The sequence below is a fragment of the Blastomonas sp. genome (genome assembly GCF_041747255.1).
Lineage (GTDB): Bacteria > Pseudomonadota > Alphaproteobacteria > Sphingomonadales > Sphingomonadaceae > Blastomonas.
The window spans coordinates 1-13,003 of record NZ_JBGTFM010000454.1 but is presented as its reverse complement, the minus strand read 5'-3'; the positions used below and the strand labels follow the sequence as shown (position 1 = coordinate 13,003).

The following is a 13,003-nucleotide window of genomic DNA, read 5'->3' as shown; positions in this document are numbered from 1 at the left end:
GCTTGGTCCCGAAGGATGTTTCTTTCGGGAGTTCGCAGGTTATGTCACTGGAACAATACGGCGACCATATCGGCGCGCTGGTCGGCGGCCAAGCCGGGCTTGACCGGGGTGATGGCCAGAACCTGCTGGACAATGTCACCGGTTTTCCGGGCGGTGCGCCGTTCATTCCCGAACCCGAGGTCGATCGTCGCCGCAGCTATCGCACCATCTGGATATCCGACGTGCACCTTGGCACCAAGGGCTGCAACGCGGAGATGCTTATCGATTTCCTCGACAGCACCGACAGCGAGACCATGTATCTGGTCGGCGACATCATCGACGGCTGGCGGCTGAAGAAAAAATTTTACTGGCCAGCAACACACAACGACATCGTCTGGCGCATCCTCAAACGCGCCAAGCGCGGCACCCGCATCGTCTACATCCCCGGCAATCATGACGAGATGTTCCGCCAATTTACCGGGCTGAACTTCGGTGGGGTCGAGATCCGCCGCGCCGCGTTTCATGACACTGCCGATGGCCGCCGCCTGATGGTGCTGCACGGTGACGAGTTCGACACCATCATGCTCGCCCACCGCTGGCTCGCCTTCGTGGGTGACACTGCATATCACATCATGATGGGCATGAACCTGTGGGTCAACTGGGTCCGGCAGAGGCTGGGCCTGTCATACTGGTCACTCTCCAAAATGGCCAAGAACAAGGTCAAGAACGCCGTCGAGTTCATCTCGCGCTATGAGGAGCTGGTTGCGCGCGCGGCCTCCGAACGCGGTGTCGATGGCGTGGTCTGCGGGCATATCCACAACGCTGAAATCCGCTCGATCGGCAATGTTGAATATTATAATGATGGCGACTGGGTCGAAGGCTGCACCGCGCTGGTCGAACATTTCGACGGACGCATGGAGGTGCTGCACTGGGCCGACGTCATGAAGGAACGCGAGACCGAGGCCACGGCGGACAAGACTGTCGAGCAGGTGGAGCAGCGCGCCGCGTGACTGGCACCGGGGAATGGATGTGAACAAGCCGATGAAGATCGCCGTGATCACCGATGCCTGGCATCCGCAGGTCAATGGCGTGGTGCGCACCCTGTCATCCGTCATCGACCGGTTGCGCAGGCTGGGTCATGATGTGCTGGTCGTGTCACCCGACCAATATTATTCCATCCCCTGTCCGTCCTACCCGGAAATCAGGCTGGCGTTGGCGACGCGGCACAGCGTCGGGGCGCGGCTCAGCGAATTTGCGCCCGACGCGGCGCACATCGCCACCGAAGGTCCGCTGGGCATTGCCGCGCGGCGCTTCTGCCTTGACCACGGCTATCCGTTCACCACCGCTTATCACACCCAGTTTCCCGATTATCTGGCTCAGCGCACCTGGTTGCCCGCCGGGTTCTTCTGGCCGTTCATCCGCTGGTTCCACGCGCCTGCGCACAACATTCTGGTATCGACCGAGTCGGTGCGCCAGCAACTGCGCGATCAAGGCCTGTATCAGGTCAGCCACTGGGGGCGCGGGGTCGATCTGGACTGTTTCGCGCCGAAGAACCCCGCGCCTGCCTGGTTCGCTGACCTGCCCCGTCCGATCCAGCTTTATGTCGGGCGGGTGGCCGTGGAAAAGAATGTAGAGGCGTTCCTGTCCAGCGACCATCCCGGCAGCAAGGTCATCGTCGGCGATGGTCCCGCGCGCGAGACGCTGATGCGCAGCTATCCTGACGCGCATTTTGTCGGCGCAAAGTCGGGCGCTGATCTTGCCAGCCATTACGCGGGCGCAGATGTCTTCGTCTTCCCCAGTCGCACTGACACCTTCGGGCTGGTGATGATCGAGGCACTGGCCAGCGGCACGCCGGTGGCCGCGTTTCCGGTGCCCGGCCCGGTTGACGTGCTGACCGCCGATACCGGCGTCATGGATGAAGACCTGACCGCCGCGATTGCCGGTGCGCTCAAGCTTAACAGCAGCGTCTGCGCGCTCACCGGACGCAGCTTCAGCTGGGACACAAGCACCCGCCAGTTCCTAAACGCGCTGGTGCCGATCGGTGGCCCCACCGCACTCGCGGCCTGATGTCCTCACGCCGAGGTATGCTGCTAACCCTTTGAGTAAAAAAATAAGTCTGTGCGTCGAGATAGTGTTTGGCAGCCGGGCAATTTTGGATTAAACCACCTTTTGGGTCGCCCTAGTAGTTTTCTTTATCGAAAAACAGGGGGCGAATATGAACGTCAGTCGTTTCTTCCAGTTCACGTTGCCATGTGCCCTTATGGTCGGTGCCGTGGGCGTTTTCGGCCAGCAAGCGCTCGATGCAGCCGACCACTTTGATCCACCGGCGCGGACGGGTTCGGCCGTCAATGCAGTCGGCTTCGATATTGCCGCCGACATCGCCGATCTTTACGCCTTTCATGATGTCAGCAACGTCTATCTGGCAATCAGCTTTGGCGGGCCTTCTGCGACCAATCTTCCGGGTTTTTACGATCCGGACGTATTGTACACGATCAATGTATCGAACACGGGAAGCCGCACGGACATCGAATTTCCCATTGAAATTCGCTTCGGTCGCGATGGCGTCATTCCTGGCATTGAGGTGCGCAACCTTCCAGGAGCAGGCTTGCTACGTGGTCCGGTCGAGCGCAACCTGACGACCAGCAACGGCATTATTGTTCGTGCCGGACTGTTCGATGATCCGTTCGCTTTCGATCCGCAAGGACTGAACGATTCGCGGGCAACCGGAAATTTGTCGTTCAATAATATGCGTGACCGGTTTGCCGGGCTCAACTCGACCTTCGTCGTCATCGCGATACCCCGCGGCCTGATTGATCGTGCCCAGCCGCTCGACATTTGGACCACGTCCGCACGCATCAGGAGCTGACCATCATGACGCGAACCTCCTCAACCCACACGTTGGCAGCCGCGCTGGCCGCGACCGCTCTGCTCGCCGGGTGCGGCAGCAACGAGCCAGAACCCAACATGATCGTCGTGCCGCCGGTCGCGGTGGCTCCCGCTCCTGCTCCAGCTCCGGCCCCTGCGCCGACACCGCCCCCGGTAGCAGCGAATTTCAACGTTGGACCCTGCCTCAACCAGACCGTCGTGCCCGGCCGCACAGTGGCCAATCTGGTGGTGCCAGACCTGTTGCAGCTCGATCTCAACCAGCCTGCGGGTTTCCCCAATGGCCGAAGATATCTGGACCCGGTGATCGATGTGACACTGGCGGTGATCTTTCTTGATCTCACGCGCCACCCGGCAACCACGTTTGCTGCCATTCCGGTCAACCCGAATGGTGTCGATCAGCCGCTGCCCGCAACCTTCCCGTTCCTGGCGCCGCCGCTTGGCACGCCGCCGACGTCAGGAGGTGCAGGCACCAACTTCACGTTCCGCACCGATTTGCCATCGGCCTATGTGCGCGTGGACCGTGCTGGAATGCCGGCGGTTTCGACCGCGCTCATTTCGGGCAACCCCAACAAGAACAGCTATAACGACGATACCCCGACGATTGACGCGACCGGCAAATGGGTCCCTGAACTTTCTGGAACGCTCACGATCCTGACCAATGCGCTGGCCGATGATTTCACCCGGCTGGGGCTCAGCCTTTGCGCACGACCGAACTGAGACCAGTCGCCGCATGACAACAGCAACGGTTGCGCAGCGTCTCTCGGTCTGGAAATGGTGGATCATCGCGCTTGTGGTGATCGGCTCGTTATGGCTGGTGGCACGTATCGGCACCGACGATAACGCGCCCAACGTTCACGTCTGGGAAGATTCGCCGTTCTCGGGACGTGGGCCACCGCGATCGTATTCAGAGGCATTGGAACGCGCCGGTCTGGCTGTCGCCAATGCCGCTGCAGCCGCCGAGGCAGGGGCCGACCAGTGGCTGATGCATGAAATCCACGCGGGCGAATTGCTTGGCCGCGCGCAGATGTCCGGATCTTACGATGATTATGCCGCTGCCGAGCGGGCGCTCGACGCGGCCTTCAAGGTCGCCGTGCCGGGCAGCGGGCCGCACATGATGCGCGCCTCGCTCGAATTCAGCATGCACCGTCTTGCCCGCGCCGAAGCCCAGCTTGCGGCGACCGATGCCTATGCGGTGCCGCCCGACCCGGGCGACCGCGCCGAGATCGCCGCAATGCGCGGCGACATCGCCTTCTACAGCGGCGATTATAAGGCCGCGCTCGCCCGATACGATGAAGCCGACGCGCTGGTACCCAGCGCCGCCAGTTTCCGCCGTGCGATCTATGCCGCCCGCACGGGAGACGTAGACGCGGCCGACGCGTATTTCGTCGCTGCGGAGCGCGCCTATCGCACAGCGACGCCGCAGACGCGGTCATACATGGAACTGCAGCGCGGCATCCTTGATCTGGATCGCGGACGTTTGAACGATGCCATGGCGCATTTCCGCAAAGCGGACAGTCTCTTTCCGGGCCGTTGGCTGATCGAGGAGCATATTGCCGAGGTGCTTAACCTGCAGGGCAAAGTGGCCGAATCCGAAGCGCTGTATCGCGACATCGTGCGCCGCACCGGCCACCCCGAATTCATCGACGCGCTGGCGGGTATCGCCGAGGCGCGCGGCGATGCTGCGGAAGCAAAGCGGCTTTATGCGCGTTCGTCGGCAATCTGGTCCAAACGCTTGGCGCAGTTTCCGGAAGCGACATATGGTCATGCGATCGACCATTGCGTCGCCAAAGCCGACTGGCCCTGCGCATTGCGACTGGCGCAGCGCAACCATGATGCGCGGCCGTATGGCGAAGCGAAGGTTGCGCTCGCGCATGCGCTGCTCGGCAATGCAAAGATCGCCGAGGCGCGCGCAATGATCGAGCAGGTGCTGGCCTCGGCATGGCGCACACCCGATGTCCACAGCGTCGCTGCCGAGGTTTATCAAGCCAGCGGCATGACCGAAAAAGCCGCCGCTCATCGCCGCCGCGCCCGTGCGATGAATCCGCTTGCCTGATAAGAACGTTTGCACTCCGCTCCTCCACGCTCGCAGGCTGAATCGCGTTGTCATCAGGCACCACGTCACCAACGCGGTACGCCACCCCAATAGCGTTTGCATTGCGCGGTCTGCCCCGACAGATTGCTCGCTGAGGGGGAGAATCATGTCCGAAGGAAAATCTGTTAGGGCCTGGCGCGCAGCTGCATTTGCAGCGGCTTTGCTGATCATCACACAGACAGCCCATGCAGGCGATCAGCCCTTGTACGCCCCTTCGCCGGATTGGATCAAGATCGCGCCGCTGCCCGACACCGTCGGGCCGGAGGCGGGCGGTGGCCCCGTGGTGATCGATGTCCAGCAGCGCATCGACGGCGCGACCGTGTGGAATTATTCCGATACCACCGTCCGCCTCGATACGCCCGAAGCGTTGTCCCAAAGCAGCAGCATCACGCTCGCCTGGAGCCCGGACAAGGGCGATCTGATCATTCACCAGCTGACCATCATGCGCGACGGGCAAGCCATCGACGCGCTGGCCGGAGACAAGAAGTTCACTGTCCTGCGCCGCGAGCAACAGCTCGAGCAGCGCGAGCTGACCGGCATCCTGTCGGCAACTTTGGCAGTCGAAGGGTTGCGCGTCGGTGACATGCTGCGGCTCAGGGTGTCGGCAACCGCTGCCGATACCGCGCTGGGTGGCAGGGCACAGCTGGTGCATCCGCTGATTGCAGAACCGGTGCGGGTTCAGTCGGCTGGCTATGAGCTGTCGTGGCGGGCTGCCGACAAGACACAATGGAAGGTCTACGCCGATAATGTCGACCCCAAACCCCGGCGCAATGGCGCATTTACCGAATTGCCGTTGGCGTTGCCGGCCCCCCGGCAGCCCGAGATGCCCGGGGACGCGCCGGGCCGGTTCCAGCGCATGCAACTGATCGAGGCATCGACCTTTGCCGACTGGGCCGATGTTTCGCGCGTGATGGCACCGCTCTACGCGACCCAGGGCACGCTGGCGGCCAACAGCGCGCTTGCGGCTGAGGTAGCCACAATCATCGCGGCCACCGACGATCCCATGCGCCGCACGGCGATGGCGCTGCAGCTGGTGCAGGACAAGGTCCGTTTTCTCGCGGTGGGCATGGATGGCGGTAACTACCGGCCACAGTCTCCGGACAAGACATGGGATGTCCGCTACGGCGATTGCAAGGCCAAGACGCTGTTGCTGCTCGCCATGCTTCACGCGATGGGCATCACCGCCGAGCCTGTGCTGGCGCATGTCGGTCTGGGTGATCTCGTCCCCAGCCGCGTGCCGAGCGCGCTTGCCTTCAACCATGTCCTGGTGCGTGCAACCATCGGCGATGACACGCTGTGGCTTGATGGCACGGGGCTTGGAACCAGGCTGGCCGATCTTCGCGACACGCCGGCGCTTGGTCATGTGTTGCCCGTTCGTGCAGAAGGTGCCGAGCTGATCAGGATCGCGCTGCGTCCGCCCGCGCGCCCAACGGTCGAGCTTTCGATGGAAGCAGATGAAAGCACGAGCATCGACCTGCCTTCGGTGATTGACCTGGCAATGGTCGTGCGTGGCCAGCTCGCCAGCCTGCTGACCCTCGCAGCGTCGCAGCTGCCTGAAAAGGAACTGCGGGCAGGCTATGAGGTGATGATGCAGGAATTTGTCGGTGATGCACAATATGACATGTTGACCGGAACCGCCGATGTCGAAAACGGGACTGTGACCCTAAAGGGCAGAGGCGTTTTCAACACTGGCTGGCGATTGCAGGATCGACGCACGGAACGCTGGTTGTCGCGGGTGCCGGGCCTGGTCGAATTCGAACCCGACCGGGCACGACCGGCATGGGCAGACATTCCCGTCGCGACCGGCGAGCCCGATCTGATGCGGTACCGTATGCGTGTTCGGCTCCCCGATGGCGGCAAGGGCTATGCCATTGAGGGTGACGAGCAGCTCGACACGCAAATCGCCGGCCGGACGATCAGACGCGCGCTGACCATAGCTGACGGGATCGTCACGGTTGATGAGACACTGGCAGCATCAGGCACCGAAATTCCAGCCGCCGCCATCGCTTCAGAACGCGACCGGGTGGCGACAACCCTATCGCGTTCGCCGCGCATGATCGCACCGGACGATGCCGTCCGCCGCTGGAATCTCGACAGCGCGCCATCCGCGTCACAGCTCGATGCGATCAAGGCGGTTTACGCAAAGGCCGTTGCCGATGCCGATGAAGACAATATCACCGCGCTGGAAAGCAGCTTTTCGTTCCATCGCGGCATTGGCGACTTCAAGACCGCAGAGGCCATGCTCACCCGGCAACTGGCGATCCTGCCCTCGGCCGAAGCCTATATAGACCGGGCCAATGTGCGCGTCGAACGCGGCGATCTGGCAGGTGCGCTGAGCGATGCGGAAGCCGCGCGCAAGCTCGACCCGGCCTCAGTCATCGCTAATACAACGGTTGCGCTGTTCACTGCGGAACTGGGTGATGTATCGAAAGCCACGGCGCTGCTTGACGAGCGGATCGCACTGGGCGGCAAGACGCGTTATGATTATCGGCTCGCGAAGGCATCGATGCTCGGAGATTTCGGCAGTGCCGAGGACGCCATTGCCGAGTTCGACGCACTGGTCGTCGAAAAGCCGGGGTCGCCGGACCTCCTCAACCGCCGCTGCTGGGCCAAGGCAACGCGCAACGTCCAGATTGAAACGGCTTTGAAAGACTGCACGTCTGCGCTTGAACTCAGCGACAGCACGGCTGGCATTCTCGACAGCCGTGCGCTCGTTTGGCTGCGCCTTGACCGCGCTGAAGACGCGCTGAGAGACCTTGACGCCGCTTTGCTTCAAGCGCCGGGAATGACCGCAGGTCGCTTCCTTCGCGCGATCGTGAACAAGCGTCTCGGCTTTTCCGACCAGGCTGCCCATGATCTTGCTATCGCGCGCAGAATGACGCCGTCGCTGGAGCGCAGCTACGCCCGCTTCGGTCTAAAGCCCTGACTAGCACGAAACGCGTTCCGCTTGCCCCCCGCTGCGCTTTGGCGTATAGACTTTTGCATGATCGGCCACCCCGCGAGGGGTGGCCATATTTATTTGTAAAGGAACCCACATGTCTGCCAACCCTCAGCCGTTGATGCCCCATGCCACCGCATCGTGGCTGGTGGACAACACGGGCCTCAGCTTCGACCAGATTGCCAGTTTCTGCGGCCTGCACATTCTTGAAGTGCAGGCGATGGCCGATGATCTGGCCAGCAGCAAATATACCGGGCGTGATCCGGTGCGGGCGGGCGAGTTGACCATGGCCGAAATCGAGAAGGGTCAGGCGGACACCGAATACCGGCTGAAAATCCAGGTCGGCCCCGCGCAGGTGCGCCGCACCAAGGGACCGCGCTACACGCCGGTGTCCAAGCGGCAGGACAAGCCCGATGGCATTGCATGGATACTGCGCAATCACCCGGAAATTTCCGATGCGCAGATTGGCAAGCTGATTGGCACGACCCGCAACACCATCGCCGCGATCCGCGACCGCAGCCATTGGAACATTTCAAACATACAGCCCAAGGACCCGGTGACCCTGGGCCTGTGTTCGCAGCGCGAGCTCGACGCAATCGTCGCCAAGGCGGCGAAAAAGGCGGGCATCGTTGAAGAGGTTGTGGCCGATACCCGACTGGGCGGCGACCGCGAGGCGCTGATCGAGGAACTGCGCGCCGAACGCGATGCTGCGCACAAGGCGGCTGACGAGGCGCTGCGCAATGCCGAGATCGAGGCTGCGCTGCTGGGCGAGGATGAGGCCGAAGCCACCGGTAACGCCTGATGAGCGATGGCGAGGCAGGGGTTGCGACCGGTGCGGCGGAGATGGCGGTCCCATCACCGGCACCGACCAGCCCCCCGGCCTATGATGTGTCGCTTGCGGATCACGGGCTTGAGGCGAAGGAATTTCGCGGGCTGACCTATCCGTTGGGGGATCATGCCCCCGGCTATGGCGAATATTTCGCCATCGCGTCGGGGCTGGGCTGGACCCGGCTGCCGGTGCCCGGATCGCTCGACCATATCAACATCTGGCTGCTTGACGATCATGACGCGCACGGCGAAGGCCTCGCGATTGTCGATACCGGGCTGTATATGCCAGCGACCACCGATGCCTGGAAACGCCTGTTCGCTGGCGGCCTTGCCGGTCGCCGGATCACCCGCGTGCTCGTCACCCATTTCCATCCCGATCATGTCGGTGCCGCCGGATGGCTGTGCCGCAAGTTAGGGGTGCGGCTATGGATGAACCGCACCGAATGGCTGATGGCGCGGATGCTGACCAGCGATGTGCGCGCCGAACCGCCGGCCGAGGCACTGGCCGAGATGCGCCATGCCGGATGGGACGAGGCGAGGATCGAGGCGATGCGCCTGCGCGGTTGGGGCAATTTCGCGCGGATGGTCTCTGATGTGCCGATCGGTCATGTTCGGCTCGACGATGGAGCTGATATCAGCATCGGGGCGCGCATCTGGACCGTCATGACCGGCGGCGGGCATACGCCCGAACACGTCTGCCTGCTCGACAAGCCGGGCAAGGTGATCATCGCCGGGGACCAGATTCTGCCGCGCATCACCTCAAATGTCTCGATGATGGCGAGCGAACCAACCGCCAATCCGCTGGGCGAGTGGCTCGCAAGCATCGCCAAATTCCGCGCCGCACTGACCGGCGAGGAGTTGGTGCTGCCCGCGCACGGCTTTCCGTTCATTGGCGTCCATGCCCGGCTCGATACGCTGGCGGCGGGGCATCTTGAGCGGCTTGACGCGCTCGAGGCCGCATTGAAGTCACAGGAGATGCGCGCGGTCGACACGTTCAGCCTGCTGTTCTCACGCGCGGTCGATGACAGCGTCTACGGCATTGCCACCGGCGAGGCGCGGGCGCATCTGCGCTATCTGGAATGTGCAGGCCGGGCCACCTGCACCGAACGCGATGGCGTGGGCTGGTACAGCGCCTGAATTGATTGCTGTAATGCCGCATTTCCCGAGCCGTTGACCGAAAACTGTCAACTTTAAAATGCTCTAACCGCGATAACGCGCCTCTGCCTCAACCATATAATCGCGCGTGATTGGCAGCGCATGGCGGCTGCGCGTGAGCTGGACCTGATAATTGCACATCCCGCCATGCTCAAAGGCTGCCGTCGCGCCCGCCAGATAGAATGTCCACATGCGGAAGAAGCGCGCATCGTACAGTGCCTCAATCTCGGCCTGTTTGGCGAGCGTGCGATGATACCATGCGCGCAGCGTGTGTGCGTAATGCAGACGCAGTGTCTCGACATCGGTGACGATCATCCGCGCCGGCTCGCTCGCCTGCACGATTTCGCTGAGCGCGGGGATATAGCCGCCGGGGAAGATATATTTGGTCGTGAAAGCATCGGTGCTGCCCGGCCCACCCATCCGCCCGATGGTGTGGAGCAGCATCACGCCATCATCGCTAAGCAGATCACGGCATTGGCGAAAGAAGGCGGCGAACTGAGGCGCGCCGACATGCTCGAACATGCCTACCGACACAATACGGTCAAACCGGCCGGTCAGCGCGCGATAATCGATCAGCTCAAAGCGCACCCGGTCTGCCACACCTGCCGCCTCCGCCCGTTCGCGCGCGACCTTCAACTGCTCTTGCGATAGCGTGATACCCAACACATCGACATCAGCCACGCGGTTGAGATACAGCGCCATGCCGCCCCAGCCGCAGCCGATATCAAGCACCCGCTGCCCCGGCTGCAGCGCCAGCTTGGTGGCGATATGCGCCATTTTGTCGTCCTGCGCCTGCTCGAGACTGTTGGCAGGATCGGTGTAATAGGCGCAGCTATATTGCTTGTCGGCGTCCAGAAACAGGTCATACAACCGATCATCGAGGTCATAATGATGCGCCACATTGGCTTGCGATGTGCGGGCATTGTTAAATTGGTTGATCCGTCCTGCGACGGCCTTGGCCGCGCGCCTCACTGGTCCGCGTGGCTTGAGCTGGCCACCCTTTTCCCAGGGCGCATTGGCGCGGACCAGCGCAATCAAGTCCATCACATCGCCGCGCTCGATGATCAGCCGACCATCCATGAACGCCTCGCCAGCCCCAAGCCGGGGGCGCAACGCGATGAAGCGCGCCACTCCGGCATCCGCCAGCCGCACGGTGATGTCAGGAAAGCCGGGCGCGGGCGTACCGAAATTGTGGATGGCGCCGCGGTGATCGATCAGTTGAAGCGTGCCGCGCCTGATCAGCTTGCCCAAAAATCGGTCAATCATTGCCATTTGGCCACGCCGCTCTTCAGTTCATCGGTCAGATGCCAGCATACCATTCATAGCCTGCTGCGTCTTCCCAATAGCCGCCGCCGCCACCATAAGCGAGGCGGTAGTCGGCCACCGCCTCGATCCTGCGCACGTATTTCGCGTGCTTGTAACCCAGTTGCCGCTCAACCCGCAGCCGCAGCGGCGCGCCATTGCCGACCGGCAGCAGCGCGTCGTTGAGCGCCCATGCGATCATGCTTTGCGGGTGACGGGCATCGACCATATCAATGCTTTCATAATAAGGCCCGGCGCGCAGCGTGTCGGCGCAGTGAAATACCAGATAGCGCGCGCTGTCCCGCAGACCGACCTGGTCGAGCAGATAAGACAGGTTGACCCCGGTCCATTTGCCGATGGCGCTCCAGCCTTCGACACAATCGTGCCGGGTGATCTGTGTCTGGCGCGGCATCGCGCGAATTTGCCCCAGCGCAAAGCGGGTGGGGCGCTCGACCAGCCCGTCGATCGCCAGCGTCCAATCGGCAAACGCCGTCGCCGCCTCGCGCTGATAGACCGGATCGTCGGGCATCCGCGTGCCATTGGCAGGGAAGGCATGGCCAATATCGCGCGGTGAATATTCACGTGCCAGTCCGCTGCGTCCACCCATCAGCCGATGCACCGCCATGTTGCCGGTCTCGGCAAGACGCAACGTGTCACGAAATCTCTGATTTGCGTTGAGCGCATCGCAGCCGGTCAACAAGCCGCCCGCGCCTAGGGCGAGCGAACCGACCAAGGCGCGACGAGTCAGCCGCAAAGACGACTCTAGCGGTTGGGCAATTTCGGTCATCGCCGCGCTCCGATGGTCATACCGCGCAGCAGCGTCAACGGCTTGTGGATCAGCACCAGGGCGACATGGACAACCAAAAAGGCAACCAAGGCAAAGGCGATGATGAAGTGGATCGACCGCGCGCTCTGTCTGCCGCCAAACATGATACTGGGGAAATGCAGCGCAGCGTCCACCGCCGGCGACATGGCCAGGCCCGTCACAATCATCAGTGGCAGCGCCACGAAGATGATTGCGATGTAGCTCAGTTTCTGGAGCGGATTATAGCTTTCACCGGTCTCGGTATGAAAGCGCAGGCGCGCGTGGTCGACGATGGTTTGCCAGAGGGTCGACGGTCGCCATTCATGGCTGCGCATCGCAATCTCGCGCATGAGATGGCCGTTGAACAGGCTGACAACCATGAAAGCGAGCAGCCCGAACGCGAAAATCCATGCGAAGAAAAAATGCCAGTGCCGGGCGTCAGCAAGATTATAGTCCGAGGGGATGGTGGCCCAATAGGGAAAGGCGCGATTGCGGCTGATGCCATCGGCGTCCTCCCACCGTCCGAGTACGCCGGTGCTGGTGATCTGCACGGAGCCAACACGCACGAAACCGGTTTCACCGCGCGCACCGATCATCAGCCAGCCGGGTTCGGTGCGGTTGCCCGCCTCGCCCCAATACAGGCTGGGATGCGCATTGAAGATCATCAGACCGCTCATGAACAGGGCGATGAGCGCCACTAGGTTCACCCAGTGCCATACCCGCGTGCTGCGCGCATGATAATGGTCCTGCTCAGCCGGCACAGGCTCAGGCGGCGCGAGATCTTGCTGAATTTCCAGCGGTGCGGCGGCGGTGTTCATCGTTGTCATGCTAGGGGTTATTCGCGCGACACTCCACAGAAGTTACGCTGACGGTACAACTGGACGCCTCGAAAAACCCTCGCATTTGGAGTGGTGATCTGATTCACTCGCCTTCTTGATTGAGCGGAGGCGATGATGGTGGGCCAGCCTGGTTTCTTTGATCTGTCGGATCGTTATGCTGCGCTGAGTGCGGCAGGCGA

11 protein-coding genes are annotated in these 13,003 nt (G+C 62.3%); 8 read left to right on the top strand and 3 right to left on the bottom strand.

The annotated features are described in order from the left end of the window. Positions 1 to 41: 41 nt before the first annotated feature. From ACEW8G_RS15140 to ACEW8G_RS15105, 8 genes are all read left to right on the top strand, one after another. On the top strand, positions 42 to 989 hold the full coding sequence (locus ACEW8G_RS15140) for a UDP-2,3-diacylglucosamine diphosphatase (protein WP_373489229.1): 948 nt from the start codon (positions 42 to 44) through the stop codon (positions 987 to 989). 31 nt (positions 990 to 1,020) lie between these two features. Then, positions 1,021 to 2,046: a glycosyltransferase family 4 protein gene (locus tag ACEW8G_RS15135; protein ID WP_373489230.1), complete on the top strand. Its 1,026-nt coding sequence runs from the start codon at positions 1,021 to 1,023 to the stop codon at positions 2,044 to 2,046. 148 nt (positions 2,047 to 2,194) lie between these two features. Beyond that, positions 2,195 to 2,845, top strand: a complete 651-nt coding sequence (locus ACEW8G_RS15130; protein WP_373489228.1) for a hypothetical protein — start codon at positions 2,195 to 2,197, stop codon at positions 2,843 to 2,845. A gap of 5 nt (positions 2,846 to 2,850) precedes the next feature. After that, entirely contained in the window at positions 2,851 to 3,582 is a 732-nt protein-coding gene (locus tag ACEW8G_RS15125; RefSeq protein ID WP_373489227.1) for a DUF4331 family protein, read from the top strand. A 13-nt stretch (positions 3,583 to 3,595) separates the two neighbouring features. Beyond that, positions 3,596 to 4,918: a tetratricopeptide repeat protein gene (locus ACEW8G_RS15120; protein WP_373489226.1), complete on the top strand. Its 1,323-nt coding sequence runs from the start codon at positions 3,596 to 3,598 to the stop codon at positions 4,916 to 4,918. 145 nt (positions 4,919 to 5,063) lie between these two features. After that, the gene (locus tag ACEW8G_RS15115) at positions 5,064 to 7,883 is read left to right on the top strand and encodes a DUF3857 domain-containing protein (RefSeq protein ID WP_373489225.1); all 2,820 of its coding nucleotides are present in this window, start codon (positions 5,064 to 5,066) and stop codon (positions 7,881 to 7,883) included. 109 nt (positions 7,884 to 7,992) lie between these two features. Continuing rightward, on the top strand, positions 7,993 to 8,697 hold the full coding sequence (locus ACEW8G_RS15110) for a DUF1013 domain-containing protein (RefSeq protein WP_373489224.1): 705 nt from the start codon (positions 7,993 to 7,995) through the stop codon (positions 8,695 to 8,697). Continuing rightward, entirely contained in the window at positions 8,697 to 9,860 is a 1,164-nt protein-coding gene (locus ACEW8G_RS15105) for an MBL fold metallo-hydrolase (RefSeq protein WP_373489223.1), read from the top strand. The genes ACEW8G_RS15110 and ACEW8G_RS15105 overlap by 1 nt, the downstream gene beginning before the upstream one ends. Positions 9,861 to 9,923: 63 nt before the next feature. Here ACEW8G_RS15105 and ACEW8G_RS15100 read toward each other — a convergent pair whose 3' ends face one another. Genes ACEW8G_RS15100 through ACEW8G_RS15090 form a run of 3 tightly spaced genes read right to left on the bottom strand, consistent with a single transcriptional unit; the run spans position 9,924 to position 12,812 of the window. Next, positions 9,924 to 11,150 carry a class I SAM-dependent methyltransferase gene (locus ACEW8G_RS15100; RefSeq protein WP_373489222.1) on the bottom strand — a complete coding sequence of 409 codons (1,227 nt, stop codon included), beginning with the start codon at positions 11,148 to 11,150 and terminating at the stop codon, positions 9,924 to 9,926. Positions 11,151 to 11,178: 28 nt separating this feature from the next. Then, on the bottom strand, positions 11,179 to 11,967 hold the full coding sequence (locus ACEW8G_RS15095) for a molybdopterin-dependent oxidoreductase (RefSeq protein WP_373489221.1): 789 nt from the start codon (positions 11,965 to 11,967) through the stop codon (positions 11,179 to 11,181). Further along, positions 11,964 to 12,812, bottom strand: a complete 849-nt coding sequence (locus ACEW8G_RS15090; RefSeq protein WP_373489220.1) for a cytochrome b/b6 domain-containing protein — start codon at positions 12,810 to 12,812, stop codon at positions 11,964 to 11,966. Before ACEW8G_RS15090 ends, ACEW8G_RS15095 begins: the two co-directional genes overlap by 4 nt. Between the last annotated feature and the right edge of the window lie 191 nt (positions 12,813 to 13,003).

Excerpts from the sequence above, each read along its gene's own strand:
- ACEW8G_RS15140 (WP_373489229.1), top strand. The coding sequence starts at position 42 with ATGTCACTGGAACAATACGGCGACCATATCGGCGCGCTGGTCGGCGGC.
- ACEW8G_RS15135 (WP_373489230.1), top strand. The coding sequence starts at position 1,021 with ATGAAGATCGCCGTGATCACCGATGCCTGGCATCCGCAGGTCAATGGC.
- ACEW8G_RS15130 (WP_373489228.1), top strand. The coding sequence starts at position 2,195 with ATGAACGTCAGTCGTTTCTTCCAGTTCACGTTGCCATGTGCCCTTATG.
- ACEW8G_RS15125 (WP_373489227.1), top strand. The coding sequence starts at position 2,851 with ATGACGCGAACCTCCTCAACCCACACGTTGGCAGCCGCGCTGGCCGCG.
- ACEW8G_RS15120 (WP_373489226.1), top strand. The coding sequence starts at position 3,596 with ATGACAACAGCAACGGTTGCGCAGCGTCTCTCGGTCTGGAAATGGTGG.
- ACEW8G_RS15115 (WP_373489225.1), top strand. The coding sequence starts at position 5,064 with ATGTCCGAAGGAAAATCTGTTAGGGCCTGGCGCGCAGCTGCATTTGCA.
- ACEW8G_RS15110 (WP_373489224.1), top strand. The coding sequence starts at position 7,993 with ATGTCTGCCAACCCTCAGCCGTTGATGCCCCATGCCACCGCATCGTGG.
- ACEW8G_RS15105 (WP_373489223.1), top strand. The coding sequence starts at position 8,697 with ATGAGCGATGGCGAGGCAGGGGTTGCGACCGGTGCGGCGGAGATGGCG.
- ACEW8G_RS15100 (WP_373489222.1), bottom strand. The coding sequence starts at position 11,150 with ATGGCAATGATTGACCGATTTTTGGGCAAGCTGATCAGGCGCGGCACG.
- ACEW8G_RS15095 (WP_373489221.1), bottom strand. The coding sequence starts at position 11,967 with ATGACCGAAATTGCCCAACCGCTAGAGTCGTCTTTGCGGCTGACTCGT.
- ACEW8G_RS15090 (WP_373489220.1), bottom strand. The coding sequence starts at position 12,812 with ATGACAACGATGAACACCGCCGCCGCACCGCTGGAAATTCAGCAAGAT.